Here is a 23,277-nt window from a genome sequence, read left to right as displayed (position 1 = left end):
TTTACTTCGGGTTCCTTAATAATTATAAGAGAAAAAATTCGTCCAAGTACAATATTTATGGGAGTATTCATTATTTTCAGAAAAAATACAGTTAAAATAAGGAAATACTGATATAATATATTGAATAATAATGGCAGCAAAGCGCATGAGAGGCAGGTGTGACTATTGGAACAAAGCGCTATATTGATCATTGATTTTGAATTTACAATGCCAGAGGGCAAGTACCAACCGCAAAATTTTTTCCCTGAAATTATTGAAGCTGGGGTTGTTAAAGTTGAAGATGGTAAGATTGCAGAGACATTTTCAAATTATATCAAGCCAAAAAAATTCGGGAAATTAACAGAGCGCTGCAAAAAATTTTTAAAGATTAAACAAGAGGACATTGACAGCGGTATGAAGTTTGAAGACTTTATCAATAAATTAAAAGAATTTGATTCTGAAAAGAACAGTGTCATTATCACTTGGGGGAGTATGGATATGAAGGTGTTAAAGCATAATTGCATGATCAATCATATTCCTTTTCCATTCAAGGGAGAGCTTCGGGACTTATCTTTGGAATACAAAAATTTCTTTGGTGACAAAACACTGACTGGATTATGGAAAGCTGCAGAGGAATATGGGGATAAAGGCACCGGAAAACATCATAAGGCCTTGGATGATGCACTCACTACCTTTCACTTGTTTCAAAAAGTCGAAAATGACAAAAAATATTTAATGAATCCAAAGCCTACGAAAATTGGTGATGTTATTGATTTAACGGGGGTGCTTCGTAAAAACGCAACGTAAATAACCCAATCATCCATTGGGTTATTTTGTTTGGAAATATTCTTCGGCAAGAGTACTTAGATTCTCCAGTGATTTTTTTGCCCAAAGAGAATCGTCCTCTTTAAGCCGAGTTTTTAGTTTTTCTATCGCTGTCCGCAGAGATTCTTCATAGTCCGAATGGCTGCCGTCAAATTTTTTCACCATTTGGAAAGGTATATTTACTTGTTCACGAAAGGCAAGAGCTCTTCTTTCATGAAAAAGCGGTACATCTACTCGTTTAGGATTGTGCAAGTCTCCTTGGTCGGGATGTTTATCCACGGATTGGACTCTGACAAGATAATGGGCGGGTTTTATATCCGTTATGACTCCTGTGTATGCCCCCGTTTTATAAAAAACTTTTACATCGTCGCCGATTTGAAATTCATTCATTAAAACCACCTCTTTTTCATATTGTACAAAAAAATAATCAAATAGAAAATCTAATCGTAATAAATCGTTTATCACGTTAAAAGAACACCCGTATCTAAAAATAGAATAGGGTGTTCTGGGAGGATTATTGAAAAGTTGAAATGAAACGGCTGATACCGTCTTTAACCGTTTGAAGAGGGCAGCCTATATTCATTCGAACGAAGCCCTCACCGCCGGCTCCGTACTTATCGCCGGGTTCGAGAATCAGCTTGCCTTTATGAATAAGCTGATGTGCCAACTCTTTGTCTGTAAGACCTAAATTCCTGCAGTCGATCCAGAGAAGATAAGAAGCATCTGGAATCATTACTTTAACTTCCGGAAGAGACTCCTGAAGGCTGGTTTTTACTAAATCTACGTTTTTTTCGAGGTAAGGAATGAGCTCCTCTAGCCAATTCTCCCCATATGAATAAGCTGCTTCTATGGCGGTGATAGCAAAAGAATTTAATGCGTTTAACCCATTTCTATTCATCGTTTCTGTGAAGAGCTTTCTTTTTTTTCCATTAGGAATGATGATAGCGGAGGCTTGCAAGCCAGCCAAATTAAATGTCTTACTTGGCGCGACGCATGTGATCGTTTGATCCGCTAACTCGGGAGAAAGAGATGCTAATGGCACATGGCGCTTATTGTAAAGCATTAAATCGGAATGGATTTCATCAGAAATGACCATCACTTGATGTTTCAAGCAAAGATCTCCTATTTTGGCAAGCTCCTCTTTTGTCCAAGCTCTCCCTGAAGGATTATGAGGATGGCAGAAAATAAACAATTTTGTTTCAGGCTGCTTCAGCATTTCCTCAAGTTCGTCAAAGTTTATTTCATACCTTCCGTTCTTTTCCATTAAAGAGCTTGTTATCAGCTTGCGATGATTATCTTTCACGACATTATGAAAAGGAGTATAAACGGGAACCAGTATTCCCACTTGATCACCTGGCTCTGTGTAGGCTTGTACCGCCATGCTCAAAGCGGTAACGATTCCTGGGGAAAATACCAGGCTGTCTTGCTGTATCTCCCAATTATGGCGACTTAAAAGCCAGTTGACCACTGATTTTTTGGTATCAAGAGTAGGAGAAGAATATCCGAAAATTCCATGCTCAAGACGTTTTTGCAACTCGCCAATAACGGCATCAGGCGCTTTGAAATCCATATCGGCTACCCACATTGGCAGGGCATCATCCGCTCCGAAAAGCTCTTTTGTTAAATCCCATTTTACTGATTGTGAACCGTATCTCTTTTCTAATTGATCAAAAATCATTTTTTCACCTCGAACTATTATTTGATTTCCTTTAACTATGATAAAATAAGAGAGCAAATTTTTCGAGTAGTGGTGATGAAAATGGAAGAAAGCCGTGCAGTACAGCACATGATCGATATCGTCAAAAAGTGGGATCCTTTTGCACAAGGAGAAGGCTTTTATGAGACGGAACCAGTTGACGTCGTCCGTGCCGTTTATCTGTTTGATGATTCTTTAATTTTAGGTAAAGAGATTCAGGCTATTTATGAAATTTCATTTGATCAAAATTTGGATTTATCCGAATGTGTGAAACTTGCGGAAGAACTGCTGGCCATAAAAGAACAAAGCACTTGCTAAATTGGACAGTCGGCTCGGGTAGCCGCTTGTCCAATTAACAAGCCTTCAATTTCAATACACATGACATGCATCTAAATCATGCAAAAATTGGCGATTTTTTCTGAAACGTAATTTGGATTTTCTTCCGGCACCAGATGCCCTGTTTTTTTAAGGGAATAGAATCGGGAATCCTGCAAATCCCCATGAAGGCGCTGCCCGATTTGAATTGGAACTACTTTGTCCTCTTCCCCCCAGATCAATAATGAAGGGGTTTCGATGCTTTTTAAATCGGTAGTTGATAAGTCGCCTTCCCGGTGGCGGATGAGCCTGGTCATTGCTATAAAAATTTGATCATCCAAAAAAGGTTTCATATAGCCTTCGATCATCTCTTGGTCAATAAGTGAACGATCATGAACGACATTCGAAAGGTTTTTCAGAACTCCCTGCTTGCTTATCCAACGCTTAATATATAAATAAAAATAGGGCACGTGCGTTCCGAAAATGAGAGAAGGGTGAGATTTTTTTAAATACCCGGAGCTGCACAGCAAGACAACCTTCTTAATTAAATCAGGTCTCTGTTTGGCAGCGTATAACGAGATCTGGCCTCCCATGGAATGCCCGACAAGAATTGGATTTTTTATGTTCATTAATTGAATGAGCTCAAGGACAAGCTCAGCCATATTTTTATATGAGTAGATAAATTTCTTCGATTTTTCAGATCTGCCAAAAGGAGGAAGATCGACTGCGATCAGGTTAAAGTCCTTTTTCAGCAGCGGAATTAATCTTCGAAAGCTGAATGTCGAAGAAAGAAACCCGTGAATGAGCACTAGTGATTGTTTGCCTGCGTTTTCATAATGCTCGTAATAGATATTGACGCCTTTTATTGTTTTTATATGTGTACAATTAAGTGTTTGCATGGTTACTCACTCCAATTTTTTATCTCTTATTGGTTGTTAAGCATGTATGTATTATGGTACCCGTTTATTTATTTTTCAAGCGAAAAAAGCATTAGTTCATAATTCATGTTATAATATTGTGAAAATTTCTGACAACAAAGGTGTGTTAATTAGTGAAGCTGACAGAAACAGAAAAAGAAATACTGGAAATAGTTGAAGAAAACAGCCGCATTGATATTGATACAATAGCCAAAATGGCAAAAGTGAAGGTAGAAGAAGCAAGAAAGATTATCGAAAAGCTTGAAAAAGAAAAAGTGATAATTGACTATTCGGCAATGATCGACTGGCGAAAAGTGGATGGCCATGAAGGAGTTACAGCAATGATTGACGTAAAGGTGACACCAAAAAGAGGTGTAGGATTTGATGATATCGCTGAACGGATTTACAGGTTTCAAGAGGTCGAATCCGTTTACCTTATGTCCGGAGTGTATGATTTATCTGTTGTCATCCGAGGGAAAACGATGTCGGACATTGCAAGCTTTGTATCTGAAAAATTGTCGACACTTGAATCTGTTGTTTCGACGACTACTCACTTTATTTTAAAAAAATATAAGCACGATGGAAAGGTTTTTGACTCAGGTGATGATGATAAAAGGATCGTGGTGTCTCCGTAATGGCTTCTTCCCGATATTTATCACAAACCGTTCAACAGATTAAACCATCAGGTATCCGAAAATTTTTTGATCTAGCCCAAACGATGGAAGGTGTCATATCACTTGGTGTAGGGGAACCGGATTTTGTAACATCTTGGAATGTAAGAGAAGCAAGCATCTTGTCTTTGGAACAAGGATTTACATCGTATACGGCAAATGCGGGGCTGTATTCATTGAGATGTGAAATATCGAAGTATCTGTCGAAGCGCTTTGGCATCTCCTACTCTCCTGACAGTGAAATCATTGTCACAGTTGGAGCGAGCCAGGCGCTTGATATTTCGCTGCGCTCGATTTTGAATCCCGGAGATGAGGTCATTATCCCTGAGCCTTGCTTTGTCTCTTATGGGGCACTCGTCACATTAAGCGGGGGTGTTCCGGTGCCTGTATATACGTTGCAGGAAAACGGATTTAAAGCTTCCAAGAAGGAGATGGAATCGGCATATACGGATAAAACGAAGGCGATCATACTCTGCAGTCCTTCTAATCCGACCGGATCTGTTTACTCAAAGGAAGAACTGGAGCAAATTGCTGAATTTGCTGAAGAAAATGATTTGATTGTTATCTCCGACGAAATCTACGCAGAATTAACGTATGATGAAGATTTTACAAGCTTTTCAGCGATTGGAAACATGAGAGAGCGAACCATCCTTGTATCCGGATTTTCAAAAGGATTTGCGATGACAGGCTGGAGGCTTGGCTATGTGGCAGCACCGACTTTTTTAAAAGATGCCATGCTAAAAATCCATCAATATTCAATGATGTGTGCGCCGACAATGGCTCAATTTGCAGCGGAAGAAGCACTGAAAAACGGAATGAAGGACGTAGAAAAGATGAAAAAAAGCTATCGCCGGAGACGGAATATTTTTGTGGAGTCTCTCAATGAAGCGGGACTTAATTGCCACAATCCAGGCGGCGCCTTTTATGCGTTTCCCTCGATAAAGAATACAGGCATGAGCTCTGAAGAATTTGCTGAAAAACTTTTGGTTCAAGAAAAAGTAGCCGTTGTTCCAGGAAATGCCTTCGGAGAAAGCGGAGAAGGATTTATTCGCTGCTCATATGCTTCATCTTTAGAACAATTGCAGGAGGCGTTAAGCAGAATCAACAGGTTCTTAAAGAACATATAGTGAGCTTGATGGTGAAAAATATCGTGTAAATATGATAAAAAAGACGGAGTGAAAATGATCACTCCATCTATAAAGGGGGGGATACTTGAAAGCCTTTGGCAGTTGTATGTATTCCCCTTATCTCAATTTTAAAACATTTTTCCGTTAATTCTTTTTTCGTTAATCTTTTTTTGCTAATACTATGCATGTATGCTATAATTTTTAATTGCGTATAATTCGAGAATAAATACAAAGATTTAGGAGTGTTATGATTGGCAAATTTTGAAACGGGCAGCGTGTATAGTGGTAAAGTAACCGGATTGCAAGCTTACGGCGCTTTTGTTGCGTTAGATGAAGAAACTCAAGGGCTTGTGCACATTTCCGAAGTTACTCACGGATTTGTTAAAGATATAAATGAACATCTAGCGATTGGTGACGAAGTGCAAGTGAAAGTACTTTCTGTGGATGAAAAATCCGGGAAAATCAGCCTTTCGATCCGCGCAACGCAAGAGGCTCCAGAGAAAAAAGAAGCGAAGCCAAAAAAACAAATTCAATCAACTCAAAAAGATGCTGCTTCTTCACAAGGCTTCAATACGCTAAAAGACAAGCTTGAAGAATGGATTGAACAATCAAATCGCAAAGATTTGATTAAAAAGTAATTTAAAAACCGAACCCTTATGTGGTTCGGTTTTTTTGAATTAGCGCATTTCCGGTTCGGGCTCGTCGCGCACCGCTTCTTCTTGCGGTTTAAATATCAGTGCGATGTTGATCAGTCCTGCAATTCCGACAATACTATAAATAATTCGTGATAACAGTGATCCTTGCCCTCCGAAAATCGCTGCTACTAAATCAAATTGAAAGAAACCTATTAGTCCCCAGTTTATTGCGCCGATGACCGTGAAGATAAGAGCAATACGTTGCAGCATACTCATTTGAAAATCCTCCTTTTTTATTCATCCTGCAACAATAGAGTGCATCAATCGCAAATAATTTATACATATTAGTTTAGAATGCGCATCACTTTACACAGGAATGTTGACTGGGCCATAATAATTTTAAAAGGAGGCGAAAATAATGGAAAAATTTACATATTGGAATCCTACCAAATTAATTTTTGGTAAAGGAGAAGTAGAAAAGCTTACGGACGAAGTGCCGAAGTACGGAAAAAATATTCTCTTGGTTTATGGGGGAGGAAGCATTAAACGTAACGGCCTATACGACCAGGTGACAGAGATTCTGAATAAAATAGGCGCAAACATATATGAGCTTTCAGGTGTCGAACCCAATCCAAGACTAACGACAGTAAAAAAAGGGGTTGAGATTTGCAAGGCTGAAAACATTGACTTTCTTTTAGCTGTTGGAGGAGGCAGTGTCATTGATTGTACGAAGGCTGTAGCTGCCGGCGCGGTTTTCGATGGTGACGCGTGGGATATCGTAACGAAGAAACATATTCCGCAAGAAGCCTTGCCTTTTGGAACAGTACTCACATTAGCCGCAACCGGTTCTGAAATGAACTCGGGTTCTGTCATTACTAATTGGGAAACAAATGAAAAATACGGATGGGGTTCTCCGCTTGTTTTCCCGAAATTTTCAATTCTTGACCCGGCCAACACGATATCTGTGCCTAAAAACCACACTATTTACGGAATCGTTGATATGATGTCCCATGTGCTGGAGCAGTATTTTCACCATACGAAAAACACACCACTGCAGGACAGAATGTGTGAGTCCTTATTAAAAACAGTCATCGAGGCTGCACCGAAATTAGTTGATGACCTCGAGAATTATGAGCTCCGCGAAACTATTTTGTATTCAGGAACGATTGCTTTAAACGGCATGCTGCAAATGGGCTATAGAGGCGATTGGGCTACTCATAATATTGAGCACTCTGTCTCTGCCGTTTATGATATTCCGCACGCTGGCGGACTGGCGATTCTTTTCCCGAATTGGATGAGGCATACTCTCGATGAGAATATCAGCCGATTTGTTCAGCTTGCTGTTCGTGTATTTGACGTTGATACTAACGGAAAATCTGATCGTGAAGCGGCTCTCGAAGGAATCGATAAACTAAGCGGGTTCTGGACAAGTCTTGGTGCGCCGAATAAGCTTGCCGATTATGAAATTACAGATGAAAAAATCGACGTCATGGCAGACAAGGCAGTAATAAATGGAGATTTTGGCCGCTTTAAAACATTGAATAAGGACGATGTCGTAGCTATTTTATCTTCATCGTTATAAAATTGTTTTTTATGTCCAAAAGCTATGCTTTTGGACATGATTTTTTAAGTTGTGAAATAGGCGTTTTTTCTCATAACGGGTCAGAGGCTTGCTTTCGTAAATAACTTCATATAAAGTGAATATGATAATATCTTAAGGCAATTGGGAGGCAAAAAAATGGGACATATCCAATTTGATTATTCAAAGGCACTACCATTTTTCGGTGAACATGAAATTACATATTTAAGTGATTTAGTAAAAGTTGCCCACCACACCATCCATGAAAAAACTGGTGCTGGTAGTGATTTTTTGGGCTGGGTTGACCTTCCGGAAAACTATGATAAAGACGAATTTGCAAGAATTAAACAATCAGCTGAGAAGATTAAATCAGATTCTGACGTTTTGTTAGTCATTGGGATCGGTGGTTCGTACTTGGGAGCACGGGCAGCAATTGAATTTCTTAACCATTCGTTCTACAACGTGCTTCCAAAAGAAAAAAGAAATACACCGCAAGTACTTTTTATCGGGAATAATATCAGCTCTTCTTATATGAAAGATGTTATGGATTTATTGCAAGACGTTGATTTCTCTATTAATGTCATCAGTAAATCAGGAACAACGACAGAGCCTGCTATTGCATTCCGTATTTTCCGCGACCTTCTCGAAAAGAAATACGGAAAAGAGGAAGCGGCAAAACGAATTTATGCAACAACTGACAAAGAAAAAGGCGCATTAAAAACCGTTGCCACAGAAGAGGGCTTTGAGTCCTTTATCATTCCTGATGATGTTGGCGGCAGGTACTCTGTATTGACTGCCGTAGGCTTGCTTCCGATCGCTGTAAGCGGAGCCGATATTGACGAAATGATGAAAGGGGCAGCCCAAGCCAGAAAAGATTTCTCTTCATCTGAAGTTGAAGAGAATCCAGCCTATCAATATGCAGCTGTTCGTAATATTTTATACAACAAAGGCAAAACGATTGAAATGCTTATCAACTATGAGCCGTCCTTGCAATATTATGCAGAATGGTGGAAGCAGCTATTCGGAGAAAGTGAAGGAAAAGACGAAAAAGGTATTTATCCTTCATCCGCTAATTTTTCAACGGATCTTCATTCTCTGGGCCAATACGTTCAAGAGGGCAGAAGAGACTTATTTGAAACAATTATTAACGTAGAAAAGCCAAAGCATGAGTTATCCATTGAAGAAGCAGAAAGTGACCTTGACGGCTTAAACTACCTTGCCGGCAAAACGGTCGATTTCGTCAATAAAAAAGCATTCCAGGGAACAATGCTTGCCCATACAGACGGCAACGTGCCAAACTTGATTGTCAACATTCCTGAGCAAAACGAATTTACTTTCGGCTATCTCGTATACTTCTTTGAAAAAGCATGTGCGATGAGCGGATACCTTCTCGGTGTAAATCCGTTTGACCAGCCGGGAGTTGAAGCATACAAAGTGAATATGTTTGCGCTTCTAGGCAAACCTGGATTCGAAGAGAAAAAAGCAGAGCTTGAGAAACGGTTAGAAGACTAATAGGGTATAGTAGAAATGGCAGACTTACAGGGTCTGCCGTTTTCTTTTAGTAATGGCCGAGATTATCCGGGACGAATTCAACGAAGCTTGCACTCATTATGCTTGTTTTTGTTTTTTAGAAATATCGGCATATATCGAAGATCCCTCCGATATTTCTATCCACATGTGGTTTGTAGTTCAGTTACCGCTTCTCCTCCTGACGATGCTCCATAATAGCATCGCATATCATATTTGATGTATTCAGAATATAATCCGCTCCGGCCAGTTCCGCGTTTATTACTTGCGTGTCTGTCACGATTTCAACCATTGCATAGATGCCTCGATTACATCCCTTTAACGCAAGCAAGATTAAGACCGTCAGCATGTCTGCATCCGACTCATTTTTATGTTGGTCTGCCGTAATGATAGCACTCGAAGCGCGTGCTGTATTTGCTCTTTCCAGAACGGATTTATCCGTTGCGTTTCCCCGAATGAAGTGCAGGTTATTTATAAGCGGGGCTTCCTTCAATGTGTCATCGATTAATACGATAGGGGTAGTTCGTTTCTCCGCTAGAATGGTATGAATGAGCTTGTTCGATTTTTCATTCCAACCCACAACGATCATGTGATCACTGCCTTCATATCTTACCTTTCCTTCTGAATAGCGATGCTGCTTATGGAAAGTGGCCGATGAGATAGACGCAAAGTAGGCAGAAAAAATGCCAACTCCGACAAAAATAAGCAGCATGCCAAGTACTTGACCCGCTGTAGTTCGAGGAGCGAAATCACCATAGCCGACTGAGGATACTGTGACAAGCGCCCACCATATGCCTTCAAAGACGGTGGTAAACTCTTTAGGTTCTATCCAGCTGATAACTGTGCCGAAAAGGGTGATGACCAATAAAACGAAAACGGCCATTCTGATCAGAATCGGCCATTTCAGCCATGTAATATAGATCCGATTCGATTTGATCATGAATCACCATTCCCAGTAACGCTGAAGGATAGAATTTCCTGAACAATTCGATTCAGCTTTTTTTCAATTGTCTCTTTTCCGTGTACTTCTATGGCTTCTTCAATAACTTTCAGAGTATCCTCATCAAATTCAATATTGTTTTTTTGTATCTTAGCTTCATTATAAAGCTGAATAAAGGCATCAAGTCCTTCATTCATTTTATCGATAGCACCGCTAAGAAGATTTTGTTCTTTGCTTGATACATTCAATGGGATCACCTGCTTTTAGGCTAATTAGTAATACGAATAGTGTTCCCTGTTTTTAGTGAAAAACGCAGCAAATAATACAAATGCTTGAGAAAAAAATAGACATAAGTTCTGATGCAAAGATGGCTGGACATTCATTCGCCGAATGGGCATGTCTCTTATTTGTTTTCGGACATGAGGGGAAAAAGGAACACAATTATATCGGACCAAAATACTGTACAAAAGAACGCCGGCTCATTAGAATTATTTTTTAATAGCATGTATTTTTACTTGCACAAGAGGGGAAGATGACAGCATGTTTTTCTTTTACTTTTTAACATTGGTCGCATTTGCTATTTCAATTTGGGCACAATTTAAAGTAAAGAGCAATTTTGAGAGATATTCTAAGGTGGAAGCCTCTGGGCACAAAACTGGTGCCGAGGTGGCAAGGCATATTTTGGATACAAACGGGCTGCATAACGTACCCGTTGAGCCGGTAAGAGGAACTTTAACAGACCATTATGATCCGACTGAACGTGTCGTCCGCTTGTCAGAGCAGGTATATTATGGACGATCTATTTCGTCGATTTCCGTAGCTTCTCATGAGGTGGGGCATGCAATTCAGCATCAGGAAGCCTATGGCGCGCTTGTATTGAGACATAAGATTTTTCCGGTGGTGAGCTTTTCATCCGGTATTGCGCCCTTATTGTTAATCGGCGGCTTACTGCTTGGGAGCTTAAATTTAATCGGGTTTGGCATCATTCTGTTTTCTGCCGCTGTCTTTTTTCAGCTGGTCACACTTCCTGTTGAATTTAATGCGAGCTCTAGAGCGAAAAATTTTATCGTTTCAGAAGGAATCATTCGAAATAATGAAGAGAAGAGTGTGAACAAAGTATTAAATGCTGCAGCACTGACATATGTCGCAGCGGCATTGGTATCCTTGTTTGAGCTTCTTCGTTACGTCATGATTTTTCTGTCGGGTCGAAATAATGAGTAAATCGTTAGAGGAGGTGATCCCTTGCCATATTTTGGCGAGGGATTTTTTTGATCATACTAAACATTATAGTTGTAGCTCTGCTCATTGCTGCTACCGCGTTTTTTGTTGTCGCCGAATTCGCCATCGTCAAAATCCGGGGCTCAAGAATTGATGAATTGGTTGAGAGCGGCAATACCCGTGCAATAGCTGCTAAACAACTTATTTCCAATTTAGATGAATATTTATCTGCCTGCCAGCTCGGAATCACCATTACAGCCCTGGGGTTGGGATGGCTGGGAGAACCAACAGTCGAGAGAATTCTTCATCCTTTGTTTGTTAGTTTTGGTATTAAAGAGCCGTTAGCGGGAATTGTTTCGTTTGTGATTTCTTTTATCATTATTACTTTTCTGCATGTAGTACTCGGTGAGCTGGCTCCGAAAACCATTGCGATTCAAAAAGCGGAAGAAGTAAGCCTGTGGACGGCAAAGCCTTTAATCTTGTTTTACAAGCTTATGTTTCCATTTATTAAAGTGCTGAATGGATCTGCAGGTTTAATTGTTCGTTGGCTCGGATTTCATTCTGTGAATGAGCACGAGGTCGCACATAGTGAAGAGGAGCTGCGGATGATCCTTTCTGAAAGCTACCAAAAAGGCGAAATAAATTTGACAGAATTTAAATACATGGATAAAATTTTCGATTTTGATAACCGGCTGGCAAGAGAAATCATGATTCCCCGTACTGAGATGGCAACGGTTTCGATAGAAGCGACGATGGAGGAAGCGCTACATTTCATGTTGAACGAAAGATATACGAGGTACCCTGTCATTGAAGGGGACAAAGACCATATTGCCGGCATTTTAAACGTGAAGGATGTATTTAAAAAAGAGTTTTTATCCACCAAAGCGAGCGTTAAGGAAATGATGCGCCCGGTGATTATGGTATTGGAAAGCACTGCGGTCGGTGAGCTGCTTATTCGCATGCAAAAAGAACGAAAACATATGGCGATTCTTGTTGATGAATACGGCGGTACAGCAGGTTTAGTAACTGTTGAGGATATTCTTGAAGAGATTGTAGGCGATATCAGGGATGAATTTGACATTGATGAAATGCCTCACATTGTAAAAAAAGGAGAGGGGCACTATGTCATGGATGGCAAAGCTCTCGTGGAAGAAGTGGGTGAGCTCTTAGGTTTATCTATTGAGCATGAAGATGTTGATACAATTGGAGGGTTGCTTCTGACACAGCAAATGGATTTTGAAAATGGGCAAACAATCGACATGTATGGCTGTCAATTCACCATTGTGGACGTAGAGGACCATCATATTCGGACGGTAGAAGTAAAAAAAGCGGAGAGTTAATCCGCTTTTTTGTTTGCAAACTGGCTTATATAAAGGCAAAATAGCAGTAAAGGGAGGATTTCACAACATGCTAACAAGGTTTACAGTCGAGACAAATCACAGAGATGAAATGATTGATGTTACTGCAAAAATCGAAAAATTTGTGAAGGATAATCAAGTAAATGAAGGCGCTGTTATTGTCTATTGCCCTCATACAACCGCAGGAATTACGATCAACGAGAATGCTGATCCTGACGTAAAACGGGACATGCTTAGAAGGTTTGATGAAACCTATCCGTGGAACCATCAAAAAGACAGACATATGGAAGGAAATACGGCCGCTCATATGAAATCAAGCACAGTCGGTGCTTCCCAACACATCATTATCGAACAGGGAAGACTTGTTCTCGGTACATGGCAGGGCATTTATTTTTGTGAATTTGACGGACCAAGATCAAGAACGTGTTATGCGAAAATCATAGGTTCCTAGATACAGAGTTTTAACAACAAAATCTACAGTGAAGGGTGAGAAACCTGAAGATTGTTCAGCACTCCTATCAGAAAAAAGGGAAAATCGTATTTGTTTTTGAAAATTGGCCCCATTCTGCAGTGATCATGGTACCGATCAAAAACTATTATTTTATCAGATTTGTAAAATGGGATGAACGTGATCCTGTTGTTACTAGAGAAGATTTGGAGCAGATGGAATGGGCCGCCAATCGGATGCTTGGATGTTCACATTTTTATCGAAACCGTAAAGCATTAACGTTGAATCCGTGAGAGCAGTTCTAGTATATCCACTCGCGTCACATGAGACATCAAATAAGCTGATTGGGTTGCACCTCTTTTTCTGAATGAATTTAACCGTTGAATCACCTGTTCTGCGGTCAATATCCCTAACCCGAAAGCGGCAAATTGGTCATAGCCAAAATAGATTGCATTTTCTCCGCGCCACTCAGGCCGAGCAGGATCGAAATCAGGATTCGCAAAATAAAGGCAATCTCCAGGAAGAAAATCATTTCGAATTTCAGAGTAGACGGGAAGCTTTTCATAATGCCAATCATAAAGAGTAATCGTTGGGAAAGCGGCATTAAATGCTTGATCACCAATCATTCGTAATAAAGCGAAATAAAAAATAACAACGATGGCGGTTGCGCATTCAAAGGCATAGAGGGAGCCGCGTTCAAAAATATCACGAATACCAAGTGCTGCCGGTACATTGTATCTCAATTCAAGCGCGCCTTCGGGTGACCGCCTCCAAAACATATCGTTTCCGTATGTTTTTGCAAACGTTGCGAATTTTGCGCCGCTATGGATCAGTGCCGTTGCGGATTGAATGGTATGGTTTCGAAACGAAGTTTCAAAAGATAATTCACGCATGCTTGAATAATCATAGCGGGCAGGACTTGTAAGCATCGCTTCGATAATTTTTTGTTCTGCCGGATTCAGCTGATCGGAATTTAGTACGTGTTCAGGCGCAATTCTTTGTCCGGATAGGAATATCATATTTCAGCACCCTTTAATTTTTTACTAGTATATGTGCGGAGCCTGGCTAAGGTAAAAAAGAAAATCAAAAGAAAGAGGGAATCATTTGAAACGATTGAAATTAAGCGCCGTCATTACACTTGGTTTGCTGAGCGGATGCGGAGTATTAAACGAAGTAAACTCAGGAATCAACTATATTAACGAATCAACAGAGTATATGAATGAGGCTCAAGTGTTTGCTGAGGATCTGTCTTCGTTAGCGAATGACGCGGTCAATAACGAAGATGCTGGAAAAAAACTAGAGAGCCGGCTGACTGAAATGAAATCGAATATTGAGGAATTTAATAAGCTTACACCGCCCGAAGCTGCTACATCAGTCCACGAAGAAGCGGTTAAGCAAAATGAAAAGCTGCTTTCGGGAATTGATCAAGTCCAAACTGCTGTTAAAGAGGGAACATTTCAACTGGAGCAGCTTGAGAACTCTGAAATCATGGGAACGATAACTGAAGTAACAGATTTGATGAAGACGATTGAAAAGATTCAAGAATAATATTCCCTGCAAATAAAACCTACTCCTGTCCATTCAAGAATAGGTTTTATTTATGCTCATTTTATTTTTTCAAAGGCTCGAGAGACAAACCATTGATGCCTTTCCCTCATCATTTTTTCCGTTCTTTCGTCTAATCCCCATTCTGAGATCCTTGAGGCAGGGCGTAATGCGGCAAATAGATCCCAATAAGGGAGGTACTTGAATTCGATTGCTGTACACATCGATTTGTATTGATTTGTAAAATCATTCATTGCGGCCATTCCATATGCCCATAGAATCTCTAGCCTGCTATTGGCAAAATCAGCAAGCGGGTCTCCGAGAGCTGCGTCTTCCCAGTCGAGAATTGCAATGAACTGTCCGTCTTTCCATAAGATATTGCCCGGCCAATAATCTCCGTGCAATAATACAGTTTTATTCACTTTAGGAAATGGCCAAACCGATTCCAGCATTTCGCGAATACGGCCTTCATTTAGTGATTCATCAATGATTGCAGGACGTTTCTCCAGCTTCTCTGCATAAATTTCTTCTTGTTTCGGCAAAAAGGATAATTCAGGATTCGAACCTTTGATCTTGTGAATGTTCGACAGCGATGTAGCAAGCTCATGTATTGCGGTGTTTACATTGCGAGGAATGTCTTTTTGCTTGCTTTCAATAAATTCAATAACAATAAATGGATTTGGAAATATGGCTCCCGAGCTATCGAAATGGTACGGAGCAGGTACGAGCAGCCTTTTAGACTTCAGGATTTGCAACAGCTTGAATTCGTCAGCTGCGATACGCGGATTTCGTTTCAGATCCGTTTCCCCATGTTGGCGTACGATCATTTTCTTCTTTTTTCCATCGGATTGTTCGAATTCAATCGCTGTCACTTGTGCGGAGACTCCTCCAGATACTCGCCACGTTCTCAGCAGCTTGCTTCCTGGATCCATTGTTTGAACCAATTGTTGAAACTTTTTTTCTTCTATGAATTTTGTTTCATCCATCGTATTCACCCCACAAGATTCGGTAAAACCACCATTCATTGTAGATTCATTTTATGCAGTCTAGTATTTCAAAATCCGGTGAAGATGTCGATATTAATTTTAACAATATAGAAGGGGACAACTTATGAGAAAATTTATTAAATGGCTCTGTACACCATCAATCTCAAGAAAGCTTTCGATTGCTTTTTTGCTTGTACTAACCTTACCCATCATTTTATTGGCTCTAGGCGCTTTTCATACAGCCAGCAAATCACTGGAAGAAGAGATGATGAGGAATGCAAACAATAGCGTAAAGTCACTGGACAGAACGATACAAAGTGATATGGAAACTAAAGTTGCGGCAATAAAAAATTTCAGCAACTGGATTAACAAGGATAGCTTCACGGAAGAAAACCTAGATGTTACGAGACAAAGATTCGAACAATATAAGTCTTTAAATAGTAATATTGAATCGATTTATACAGCCTCATCAAAGGGTGACTTTATTCGCTTTCCGGATATAGAGATGCCGGAGGATTTTAATCCAACTGAAAGAAACTGGTACAAATCTGCGGTGGCGAATAAAGGAAAATATATTTTAACCGATCCTTATCAAACAGCTTCTACAGGTTTAACCGTTGTTTACAATTGCAATGGCGAATTTGGATGGTTCAGGAGTAGTTGCAATAAATATTCCGATCAATTACTTAAGTCAAGTAACAGAAGGTATCAATATAGGGAAAAGCGGGTATGCGTTTATCGTAAATGAGAATATGCAGTATATTTCCCATCCAATCGAATCTGTTGGCGGAACAGTTAAAAAAGACATCAGCGGTAAGCTGGCTCAAAACAAGAACGGACATTTTGACTTCGTCATGAATGGTGCAAAAGAAAGAGTCATTTTTGAGACAAATGCATTCACTGGATGGAAAATTGCCGGAATAATAAACACGAATGAAATTGCCGAATCGTCTGAGCCGCTTTTTAATTTTACGATGATCCTTTTCATCGGATCTGTCCTTGTCGGAGGAGTTATTATCTTTACCATTATTCATTCCATTAGAATGCCATTAAAGAAACTTGTAGCTTCTGCAGCGAAAATCAGCAATGGTGATTTAAGTGAAAAGATTGAAATTCGTTCAAAAGATGAAATAGGGCAATTAAGCCAAAACTTTAATAGCATGGCAGAATCACTTAGGAATGTTATTGGTTCAATTCAACTTTCGGTCGATAATCTTGCGTCTTCATCGGAAGAATTAACTGCAAGCGCACAGCAAACAAGCAAAGCAACTGAGCACATTACGTTATCAATTGAGCAGTTTTCAGGAGGAAACGAAACACAAAGCGAAAATGTTGAAAAAAGCTCTGAACAGCTTGATCGTATTGACGATGGGCTGCAAAGGATTGCCAAGACATCATCTGTCGTAGCTGAATCTTCTATCAAATCAATTGAAACTGCAGAATCCGGCGGCCAGCTTGTCAGAAAAAATGCCGGCCAAATGAAATTAATTAATGACACTGTCAAGCATGCGGAACAAGTGATTAAGGGATTGGAATATAAATCGAAGGATATTAACAAAATTGCATGAACTATCAATGGCATTGCTGATCAAACGAATTTGCTTTCTTTAAATGCAGCAATTGAATCTGCGAGAGCAGGAGAATACGGAAGGGGCTTTTCCGTTGTAGCTGAAGAAGTGCGGAAGCTAGCGGCTAGGTCCTCTGAGTCTTCTAAAGTAATCGAAAAAATGATTCACGAGATTATTAAAGAAATCAATGGGTCTCTTGCTATGTTTCAATCTGTCAATCAAGAAGTCAGTACTGGACTGGATATTTCAACGCAAACAGAAGAAAGCTTTAAAGAAATACAAACCGTGACAAATGAAATCGCAGAAGACATTAATCAAATGAATGTAATGGTCAGTGATTTATCGGAAGGATCAAAGCAGGTTTCTACCTCAGTTAGAAGCATTGCTCAAATATCAAAAGAAAGTGCAGCAAGCATACAAGATATTGCTGCGTCTGCAGAAGAGCAGCTTGCATCGATGGAAGAAATCAGCGCTTCGTCAACAACTCTTGCTACGATGGCGGAAGAATTGCGCGAGCTGACGAAAAAATTTAACACGAATAAAAAAACGTAAGGATTGTCTATGGCTTTAAAATTGAGAAATCTTATCGTACACTAGAGCTACAATGGATAAGGAGAGTGACGTCTTTTGCGATTAGAAGGAAAAAAAGTGATTGCACTGGTAAGTGATGATTTTGAAGATTTAGAGCTGTGGTATCCTGTTTTGCGATTGAGAGAAGAAGCGGCAGACGTTCATCTCGTTGGCGAAAAGGACAAGCATGAATATATAGGGAAATATGGCGTTCCCGTCACGTCTGATTATTCTTTCGGCCAAATAAATGCAGATGACTATGATGCGATTTTGGTTCCAGGAGGCTGGGCGCCGGATAAACTAAGAAGGTACCCGGAAGTGTTGGAAATGATCAGAAAAATGAATGCAGAAAAAAAGCCGATCGGACAAATTTGCCATGCAGGCTGGGTATTGATATCTGCAGGAATTTTGGACGGTAAAAATGTAACAAGTACGCCGGGGATCAAAGACGATATGACAAATGCAGGCGCAACATGGTTCGACGAGGCTGTTATAGTCGACGGCCACATCGTATCCAGCAGACGTCCGCCTGATCTTCCCGAATATGTAAAAGTATTTGCCGATGTATTAGCTGAATCCTAAATGAAATTCGGGTAACATATTTTAATAGGATCAGAAAAAAAGGGTGTCCCAAAGATAAGCTCTAGGAACACCCTTTTTTCACGTGATCACTAGTGTCGTTATGTCCATCAGACTCTGGATGAAGGACAATTTTCGAGATCACTAGTGTTGTTATGTCCTTCAGCCCCTGGATGAAGGACAATTCACGTGATCACTAGTGTTGTTATGTCCATCAGACCCTGGATGAAGGACAATTCACGGGATCACATGCGTCGTTAAGTCCTTCAGACCCTGGATGAAGGACAATTCACGTGATCACTAGTGTCGTTAAGTCCATCAGACCCTGGATGAAGGACTTTTCACGGGATCACTTGCGACTTTTTGTCTTAAATAGGGAGGTGAATATTCCCGCAGATATTATTTTATGTTCAAATTCACCATTTTTCGTATAACTTAAGTCTCTTTTCATTCTCATCCCCCATAAGGCAGAGGCAGGCTAATTCATTACTTTTCATCAGCCGGGTACACAATCCCAATCTGTTTTCTTGCTTTCTCCATAATTGCTGCTGTTTGTAAAGTAACTGAATAGGAATTGATTTCAGATTCGAATTTGCCCGCTTTCAGACAGTTAATGAATTCTTGAACCTCGTAATACATCGATGGCTTGTCCTGAATGACCGTAATTTCTTCAGACGTACCATCTCTATATTTAATTTCTACTTTTTCAGGAGTATGTATTTTATCGATGAGAATCGATCCGTTTTCTCCTTGGATTTCAGAAGGCAGATGTGAATCGGTAATTTTGCTGTACATGACCACAGCTTCATGGTCGTTATACTGTAAAAGCAAGCTTCCTTCACCATCGACACCGGATTCAAGTCTTAGTCCACCCGCCTTAACATCAGATGGCTCGCCGAAAAGAGAGACAGCCGGGTAAATGCAGTACACGCCTATGTCCATTAATGCGCCATTTGAAAATTCCGGATTAAATGCATTTAGCACAGTTCCTTCCTTATATGCGTCATAACGGGAAGAGTATTGACAATATCCGGCTACCATTCTGCGGACCATTCCAATTTTATGGATGTTCTCGCGGATGGCTTGAAAGTTTGGTAATGGAGCCGTTTTTAAAGCCTCCATTAAGAGAACTCCATTCGCCTTAGCGGTTTCGATCATTTCTATCGTTTCTTTCGTATTTGATGCTAAAGGTTTTTCGCACAACACATGCTTGCCATGTTTCATCAAAAGTACCGCTTGATCTTTGTGAAACGAGTTTGGACTTGCCAGATAAACCGCGTCACATACCGGGCTTTTTGCCATTTCTTCAAGATCAGTAAACGTATGGGGAATCGAATGTTTTTCAGCAAACTGCTTTGCCCGCTCTTCCGTTCTGGAATAAACAGCGGATAGTTCAAATTCTGGTGCATGGCGAGCTGCTTCAATCAAACGCTCAGTAATCCAATTAGTGCCAACCACAGCAAAGCGTATCATAACAAGACACTCCTATCATTGTACTTAGTCAAGTATACACAGTTTAGATTATACCTTGGCATTCGTGCTTGCAACCCTTAGTTGATTGGAATTATAATAGAAGGACTAAGACAAAGGAGGTGTATGAGATGTTGACTACTGTGATTCGCGCGGATTTTTTATCGTATATGTATATCTGCCGTGCGATTTTTTCCGCAAATGAAGCCAAAGGGACAAGTCTGTCCATTTTTAACAGCTTCATACGGAAATTACAGTGAGTAGAACTCTCATTCAACCGAATTTGTCATCGGACTTAAACGAGACGGCTCAGGTGCCGTCTTTTTTTGTGGGAAATTAGGCGTTTTTGCCTTTTTTCGCATGCAATCTGACACGGCACAGGTGGGTTCTTACGCTTACCTGTGCTTTTTTAATTGACTTGGAGGAATATAAAATGATTTCAGTTCAAAATATTAGTAAAATGTACGGCGGCAGCATGATTTTCGAAAAGGTAACCTTTGAAATAAATGAATACGACAAAGTAGGGATTGTCGGCAGAAATGGAAGCGGCAAAACAACATTATTGAAGCTGCTTACGGGGGAAGAATCTCTTGACGAAGGAGCAATTTATATGAAAAAAGGCTCAATCGTCGGCTATTTGCAGCAAGAGGGAAATTTTAATAATAACTCAACCGTATTTGATGCCTTAATGAAAAGCTTCCATAAGCTTCAAGCAATCGCAAATCAAATGAAACTGCTGGAAACGGAAATGGCTGTATCAAAAAATATTGAAGTCTTGTTAAAACAATACGGTGAACTGCAGGAGGAATTTTCAAGAGATGGAGGCTACGAGATGGAGTCCCGTGTTCAAGCTGTGGCAGATGGATTGAAGATTACAGATTTGCTGCGAATCTTATTCACGAGCTAAGCGGAGGAGAAAAAACAAAAGTCGGGTTGGCAGCGCTGCTTTTGAAAAATCCGGATATATTACTGCTTGACGAACCGACAAACCATCTTGATATTGAAGCAACAGAGTGGTTGGAGAAATATTTGGGAAGCTACAAAGGAACGGTTGTCACAATTTCTCATGACCGTTATTTTCTCGACCATGTAACAAACAAAACGATCGATCTGGAGGATGGGGAGGCAACTGTCTATTTATGCTCCTATTCTAAATTTGTAAAGGAAAAAGAAAAAAAGCTGCTTGATGAATTTAAAGAATACGAAGAGCAGCAGAAAAAAATTAAAAAAATGAAAGAAGCTATTAAACGATTGCAGGAATGGGCCAATCAAGCCAATCCTCCCAATGAGGGTCTTCATAAACGGGCCCGCCATATGGAGAGAATGCTTGAAAGGATGAAAAAGAAAAAACGGCCAATGTTGGAACATAAAAAAATAAATCTTGCCTTTGAGATGAAGGAGAGAAGTGGAAAGGAAGTTATATCCTTACAAAATGTTTCAAAAAGCTATTCAGGTAAGTCATTACTTCAAAATATACATTTGGATGTATATTTTAAAGAGCGTCTGGCAATTGTCGGCAGCAATGGTTCTGGCAAGACGACATTACTCAAACTTATCATGCAGCAGGTCCTGCCCGATTCTGGAGATGTGAAAATAGGAAGTAATACCCAGATTGGATATTTGTCCCAGCATACTCTTGCTGAAGCAAGCTCTCACAATGTTATGGACACGTTTAGACAAAAAATTGTCGTAACAGAAGGAGAAGCCCGACATATTTTAGCTAAATTTCTTTTTTACGGCCCTGCGGTTTTTAAGAAGGTTGCCCAACTCAGTGGAGGAGAAAAAATGCGCCTTCAGCTTGCAATAATCATGTATCAAAAACTGAATTTACTGATCCTGGACGAGCCGACGAATCATTTAGACATTGATTCCAGAGAAGTATTGGAAGAAGCATTGCTTGCATTTGATGGAACAATTCTATGTGTTTCCCATGACAGATATTTGTTAAATAAATGCTTTACCAAGACTTGCTGGCTTGAAAATGGGAGGTTGGAAATGTACGTAAAATGCTATGACGAAGCCAGGTTGGAAAAGACAAACCGAATGAACCTCAGATAGGCAATGATTTCTATTTCAATGTCGAATAGTGTACAATTTAGTAAAAAGCTACTTGGAGGAGTTTATGGAATCAATGCAGATATGGAGCGGGAGGTTTAAAAGATTCTTTTTAAACAATAAATTTGTTATCTTTTTACTCGTCCTGCTATTAATTGGTCTAAACATCTTAATTTTCTCAAAAACATCATTTATCTTTACTCCAATAATCGTTTTATTAAGAACCCTATTGCTTCCATTTGTTATGACCGGAGTCGTGTTCTATTTGCTGAATCCTCTGGTGGATTTTTTGGAACGGAAAAAAATAAAACGGATATTTTCAATTATTATTCTTTATATTGTGATTATTGGACTACTTACGATCACGATCGTGAGCATTATTCCTTTTTTGAGAGAGCAAATAATGAGTCTTGTTCACGATTTCCCTAAATATGTAAAAACTGTTGAGGAACAAACGGAAAAGGTTCTTGGCAGCCAATTTGTCAATCAGGCACAGGAAACATTCAATATTAATGTAATAGATATCGCGAACAATATGTCTAATCAGGCAACACGGATTTTAGACAGTACGTTTACTGGGGTTGGGACCTTCATAGGCGCTGTCACTGAGTTTGTCATTTCGTTAATCACAGTTCCATTTATCTTATTTTATTTATTAAGGGATGGAAAAAAGTTGCCTCACTTTATCTTAAAGTTTGTTCCCGACCGCTTAAAAAAGGAAGCACATACGGTAATGATTGAAATGAATCACAGGCTGAGTTCTTATATTCGCGGACAGATTATTGTTAGTTTTTGTATCGGGATATTATTGTTTATCGGCTATTTGATCATCGGGCTGGACTATGCTTCGCTTCTTGCTGTTATCGCTGCCTGTACAAGTGTGGTACCTTACCTTGGACCTACCATTGCGATTACGCCAGCTATCATTATTGCGATAGTGACGTCGCCTCTTATGGTCTTAAAGCTTGTCATTGTATGGACAATTGTCCAGCTCGTAGAAGGAAAGTTCATTTCCCCGCAAATTATGGGTAAAAATTTGCAGATCCATCCGATTACTATTATCTTTTTATTAATCACATCAGGAAAGCTGTTTGGAGTTCTGGGAGTTATCCTTGCCATACCGGGCTATGCGGTTATCAAAGTAGTTACCACTCACTTGTTTGCCTGGTTTAAATCCAGGTCAAATCTATACAATAGCACTGCTGAAGAATATAAGAAATAATTAAAAAGGCTTAGGCTTCTAAGCCTTTTTAGTATGAATTTAGTATT

The 23,277-nt window shown here is 39.9% G+C and carries 26 protein-coding genes and 2 pseudogenes; 19 read left to right on the top strand and 9 right to left on the bottom strand.

The annotated features are described in order from the left end of the window. Positions 1 to 165: 165 nt before the first annotated feature. Positions 166 to 786: a 3'-5' exonuclease KapD gene (gene kapD / locus JOC74_RS07385; protein ID WP_053603974.1), complete on the top strand. Its 621-nt coding sequence runs from the start codon at positions 166 to 168 to the stop codon at positions 784 to 786. A 21-nt stretch (positions 787 to 807) separates the two neighbouring features. Here kapD and kapB read toward each other — a convergent pair whose 3' ends face one another. Together kapB and JOC74_RS07375 are read right to left on the bottom strand one after the other, a co-directional pair. Continuing rightward, entirely contained in the window at positions 808 to 1,194 is a 387-nt protein-coding gene (gene kapB, locus JOC74_RS07380; RefSeq protein WP_053603973.1) for a kinase-associated lipoprotein KapB, read from the bottom strand. Positions 1,195 to 1,318: 124 nt separating this feature from the next. Then, positions 1,319 to 2,482, bottom strand: a complete 1,164-nt coding sequence (locus tag JOC74_RS07375) for a MalY/PatB family protein (RefSeq protein WP_053603972.1) — start codon at positions 2,480 to 2,482, stop codon at positions 1,319 to 1,321. Between the two features lie 81 nt (positions 2,483 to 2,563). On the opposite strand from JOC74_RS07375, the gene JOC74_RS07370 reads away from it, so the two are divergent. Next, positions 2,564 to 2,818 carry a DUF1871 family protein gene (locus JOC74_RS07370; RefSeq protein WP_053603971.1) on the top strand — a complete coding sequence of 85 codons (255 nt, stop codon included), beginning with the start codon at positions 2,564 to 2,566 and terminating at the stop codon, positions 2,816 to 2,818. Between the two features lie 71 nt (positions 2,819 to 2,889). On the opposite strand, the gene JOC74_RS07365 is transcribed toward JOC74_RS07370, so the two are convergent. Next, on the bottom strand, positions 2,890 to 3,714 hold the full coding sequence (locus tag JOC74_RS07365; protein ID WP_053603970.1) for an alpha/beta fold hydrolase: 825 nt from the start codon (positions 3,712 to 3,714) through the stop codon (positions 2,890 to 2,892). Positions 3,715 to 3,866: 152 nt separating this feature from the next. On the opposite strand from JOC74_RS07365, the gene JOC74_RS07360 reads away from it, so the two are divergent. The 3 genes from JOC74_RS07360 to yugI all read left to right on the top strand — a co-directional run bounded on the left by JOC74_RS07360 (position 3,867) and on the right by yugI (position 6,168). Beyond that, positions 3,867 to 4,367 carry an Lrp/AsnC family transcriptional regulator gene (locus JOC74_RS07360; protein WP_053603969.1) on the top strand — a complete coding sequence of 167 codons (501 nt, stop codon included), beginning with the start codon at positions 3,867 to 3,869 and terminating at the stop codon, positions 4,365 to 4,367. Then, a complete protein-coding gene (locus JOC74_RS07355; protein WP_053603968.1) occupies positions 4,367 to 5,530 on the top strand; it encodes an aminotransferase in 1,164 nt (387 codons plus the stop codon). The genes JOC74_RS07360 and JOC74_RS07355 overlap by 1 nt, the downstream gene beginning before the upstream one ends. Positions 5,531 to 5,781: 251 nt before the next feature. Further along, complete coding sequence (gene yugI / locus JOC74_RS07350; protein WP_053603967.1) at positions 5,782 to 6,168, top strand: S1 domain-containing post-transcriptional regulator GSP13; 387 nt, start codon at positions 5,782 to 5,784, stop codon at positions 6,166 to 6,168. Between the two features lie 39 nt (positions 6,169 to 6,207). Here the strand turns inward: yugI and JOC74_RS07345 are convergent, their stop codons facing one another. Then, complete coding sequence (locus JOC74_RS07345) at positions 6,208 to 6,441, bottom strand: DUF378 domain-containing protein (protein ID WP_053603966.1); 234 nt, start codon at positions 6,439 to 6,441, stop codon at positions 6,208 to 6,210. A gap of 142 nt (positions 6,442 to 6,583) precedes the next feature. Between JOC74_RS07345 and JOC74_RS07340 the strand changes: the two genes are divergently transcribed. Both JOC74_RS07340 and JOC74_RS07335 read left to right on the top strand, forming a co-directional pair. After that, positions 6,584 to 7,747: an iron-containing alcohol dehydrogenase gene (locus JOC74_RS07340; protein ID WP_053603965.1), complete on the top strand. Its 1,164-nt coding sequence runs from the start codon at positions 6,584 to 6,586 to the stop codon at positions 7,745 to 7,747. A 156-nt stretch (positions 7,748 to 7,903) separates the two neighbouring features. Further along, entirely contained in the window at positions 7,904 to 9,256 is a 1,353-nt protein-coding gene (locus JOC74_RS07335; RefSeq protein ID WP_053603964.1) for a glucose-6-phosphate isomerase, read from the top strand. 181 nt (positions 9,257 to 9,437) lie between these two features. On the opposite strand, the gene JOC74_RS07330 is transcribed toward JOC74_RS07335, so the two are convergent. After that, entirely contained in the window at positions 9,438 to 10,211 is a 774-nt protein-coding gene (locus JOC74_RS07330; RefSeq protein ID WP_053603963.1) for an ion channel, read from the bottom strand. Further along, positions 10,208 to 10,459 (bottom strand): protein mistic, encoded by a 252-nt coding sequence (locus tag JOC74_RS07325; protein WP_053603962.1) that lies wholly within the window; start codon positions 10,457 to 10,459, stop codon positions 10,208 to 10,210. Before JOC74_RS07325 ends, JOC74_RS07330 begins: the two co-directional genes overlap by 4 nt. 292 nt (positions 10,460 to 10,751) lie before the next feature. On the opposite strand from JOC74_RS07325, the gene JOC74_RS07320 reads away from it, so the two are divergent. From JOC74_RS07320 to JOC74_RS07305, 4 genes are all read left to right on the top strand, one after another. Further along, positions 10,752 to 11,432 carry a zinc metallopeptidase gene (locus JOC74_RS07320; protein WP_053603961.1) on the top strand — a complete coding sequence of 227 codons (681 nt, stop codon included), beginning with the start codon at positions 10,752 to 10,754 and terminating at the stop codon, positions 11,430 to 11,432. Positions 11,433 to 11,479: 47 nt separating this feature from the next. Continuing rightward, positions 11,480 to 12,769 (top strand): hemolysin family protein, encoded by a 1,290-nt coding sequence (locus tag JOC74_RS07315; protein WP_053603960.1) that lies wholly within the window; start codon positions 11,480 to 11,482, stop codon positions 12,767 to 12,769. Positions 12,770 to 12,836: 67 nt separating this feature from the next. Further along, positions 12,837 to 13,238: a secondary thiamine-phosphate synthase enzyme YjbQ gene (locus tag JOC74_RS07310; RefSeq protein ID WP_053603959.1), complete on the top strand. Its 402-nt coding sequence runs from the start codon at positions 12,837 to 12,839 to the stop codon at positions 13,236 to 13,238. A 44-nt stretch (positions 13,239 to 13,282) separates the two neighbouring features. Continuing rightward, positions 13,283 to 13,528, top strand: coding sequence for a protein YuzH (locus JOC74_RS07305; RefSeq protein WP_053606090.1), 246 nt, complete (start codon positions 13,283 to 13,285; stop codon positions 13,526 to 13,528). Here the strand turns inward: JOC74_RS07305 and JOC74_RS07300 are convergent. Continuing rightward, entirely contained in the window at positions 13,511 to 14,254 is a 744-nt protein-coding gene (locus JOC74_RS07300; RefSeq protein WP_053603958.1) for a protein-glutamine gamma-glutamyltransferase, read from the bottom strand. The genes JOC74_RS07305 and JOC74_RS07300 overlap by 18 nt on opposite strands. Positions 14,255 to 14,339: 85 nt before the next feature. On the opposite strand from JOC74_RS07300, the gene JOC74_RS07295 reads away from it, so the two are divergent. Then, positions 14,340 to 14,783: a DUF6376 family protein gene (locus JOC74_RS07295; protein WP_053603957.1), complete on the top strand. Its 444-nt coding sequence runs from the start codon at positions 14,340 to 14,342 to the stop codon at positions 14,781 to 14,783. Between the two features lie 56 nt (positions 14,784 to 14,839). On the opposite strand, the gene JOC74_RS07290 is transcribed toward JOC74_RS07295, so the two are convergent. Continuing rightward, complete coding sequence (locus JOC74_RS07290) at positions 14,840 to 15,766, bottom strand: phosphotransferase family protein (protein WP_053603956.1); 927 nt, start codon at positions 15,764 to 15,766, stop codon at positions 14,840 to 14,842. A 124-nt stretch (positions 15,767 to 15,890) separates the two neighbouring features. On the opposite strand from JOC74_RS07290, the gene JOC74_RS24280 reads away from it, so the two are divergent. From JOC74_RS24280 to JOC74_RS07280, 4 genes and pseudogenes are all read left to right on the top strand, one after another. After that, positions 15,891 to 16,514, top strand: coding sequence for an MCP four helix bundle domain-containing protein (locus tag JOC74_RS24280; protein WP_376773352.1), 624 nt, complete (start codon positions 15,891 to 15,893; stop codon positions 16,512 to 16,514). After that, positions 16,399 to 17,334, top strand: a complete 936-nt coding sequence (locus JOC74_RS24275; protein ID WP_376773383.1) for a methyl-accepting chemotaxis protein — start codon at positions 16,399 to 16,401, stop codon at positions 17,332 to 17,334. Before JOC74_RS24280 ends, JOC74_RS24275 begins: the two co-directional genes overlap by 116 nt. Before the next feature lie 6 nt (positions 17,335 to 17,340). Continuing rightward, positions 17,341 to 17,886 (top strand): annotated as a pseudogene (locus JOC74_RS24270) (methyl-accepting chemotaxis protein); the annotation flags it as partial. A gap of 75 nt (positions 17,887 to 17,961) precedes the next feature. Beyond that, on the top strand, positions 17,962 to 18,486 hold the full coding sequence (locus JOC74_RS07280) for a type 1 glutamine amidotransferase domain-containing protein (RefSeq protein ID WP_053603955.1): 525 nt from the start codon (positions 17,962 to 17,964) through the stop codon (positions 18,484 to 18,486). A gap of 483 nt (positions 18,487 to 18,969) precedes the next feature. On the opposite strand, the gene JOC74_RS07275 is transcribed toward JOC74_RS07280, so the two are convergent. Next, positions 18,970 to 19,956, bottom strand: a complete 987-nt coding sequence (locus tag JOC74_RS07275; protein ID WP_053603954.1) for a Gfo/Idh/MocA family protein — start codon at positions 19,954 to 19,956, stop codon at positions 18,970 to 18,972. A gap of 128 nt (positions 19,957 to 20,084) precedes the next feature. On the opposite strand from JOC74_RS07275, the gene JOC74_RS23895 reads away from it, so the two are divergent. The 3 genes and pseudogenes from JOC74_RS23895 (at position 20,085) to JOC74_RS07265 (ending at position 23,230) form a co-directional block, all read left to right on the top strand. Beyond that, complete coding sequence (locus JOC74_RS23895) at positions 20,085 to 20,213, top strand: RAxF-45 family protein (protein ID WP_264080125.1); 129 nt, start codon at positions 20,085 to 20,087, stop codon at positions 20,211 to 20,213. A gap of 173 nt (positions 20,214 to 20,386) precedes the next feature. Next, positions 20,387 to 21,978: pseudogene (abc-f, locus tag JOC74_RS24265) on the top strand (ribosomal protection-like ABC-F family protein); the annotation flags it as partial. Positions 21,979 to 22,075: 97 nt separating this feature from the next. Further along, entirely contained in the window at positions 22,076 to 23,230 is a 1,155-nt protein-coding gene (locus JOC74_RS07265) for an AI-2E family transporter (protein WP_053603951.1), read from the top strand. Positions 23,231 to 23,277 lie beyond the last annotated feature (47 nt).

The sequence above is a fragment of the Bacillus capparidis genome (assembly GCF_017832095.1).
GTDB classification, from domain to species: Bacteria; Bacillota; Bacilli; order Bacillales; family Bacillaceae; genus Bacillus; species Bacillus gobiensis.
This window is presented reverse-complemented; position numbering and strand designations above follow the sequence as displayed.

Bases quoted from the DNA above. Each gene is read 5' to 3' on its own strand.
- kapB (WP_053603973.1), bottom strand. From the start codon at position 1,194: ATGAATGAATTTCAAATCGGCGACGATGTAAAAGTTTTTTATAAAACG.
- JOC74_RS07375 (WP_053603972.1), bottom strand. From the start codon at position 2,482: ATGATTTTTGATCAATTAGAAAAGAGATACGGTTCACAATCAGTAAAA.
- JOC74_RS07370 (WP_053603971.1), top strand. From the start codon at position 2,564: ATGGAAGAAAGCCGTGCAGTACAGCACATGATCGATATCGTCAAAAAG.
- JOC74_RS07365 (WP_053603970.1), bottom strand. From the start codon at position 3,714: ATGCAAACACTTAATTGTACACATATAAAAACAATAAAAGGCGTCAAT.
- JOC74_RS07355 (WP_053603968.1), top strand. From the start codon at position 4,367: ATGGCTTCTTCCCGATATTTATCACAAACCGTTCAACAGATTAAACCA.
- JOC74_RS07345 (WP_053603966.1), bottom strand. From the start codon at position 6,441: ATGAGTATGCTGCAACGTATTGCTCTTATCTTCACGGTCATCGGCGCA.
- JOC74_RS07340 (WP_053603965.1), top strand. From the start codon at position 6,584: ATGGAAAAATTTACATATTGGAATCCTACCAAATTAATTTTTGGTAAA.
- JOC74_RS07335 (WP_053603964.1), top strand. From the start codon at position 7,904: ATGGGACATATCCAATTTGATTATTCAAAGGCACTACCATTTTTCGGT.
- JOC74_RS07330 (WP_053603963.1), bottom strand. From the start codon at position 10,211: ATGATCAAATCGAATCGGATCTATATTACATGGCTGAAATGGCCGATT.
- JOC74_RS07320 (WP_053603961.1), top strand. From the start codon at position 10,752: ATGTTTTTCTTTTACTTTTTAACATTGGTCGCATTTGCTATTTCAATT.
- JOC74_RS07310 (WP_053603959.1), top strand. From the start codon at position 12,837: ATGCTAACAAGGTTTACAGTCGAGACAAATCACAGAGATGAAATGATT.
- JOC74_RS07300 (WP_053603958.1), bottom strand. From the start codon at position 14,254: ATGATATTCCTATCCGGACAAAGAATTGCGCCTGAACACGTACTAAAT.
- JOC74_RS07290 (WP_053603956.1), bottom strand. From the start codon at position 15,766: ATGGATGAAACAAAATTCATAGAAGAAAAAAAGTTTCAACAATTGGTT.
- JOC74_RS24280 (WP_376773352.1), top strand. From the start codon at position 15,891: ATGAGAAAATTTATTAAATGGCTCTGTACACCATCAATCTCAAGAAAG.
- JOC74_RS24275 (WP_376773383.1), top strand. From the start codon at position 16,399: ATGGCGAATTTGGATGGTTCAGGAGTAGTTGCAATAAATATTCCGATC.
- JOC74_RS07275 (WP_053603954.1), bottom strand. From the start codon at position 19,956: ATGATACGCTTTGCTGTGGTTGGCACTAATTGGATTACTGAGCGTTTG.
- JOC74_RS23895 (WP_264080125.1), top strand. From the start codon at position 20,085: ATGTTGACTACTGTGATTCGCGCGGATTTTTTATCGTATATGTATATC.
- JOC74_RS07265 (WP_053603951.1), top strand. From the start codon at position 22,076: ATGGAATCAATGCAGATATGGAGCGGGAGGTTTAAAAGATTCTTTTTA.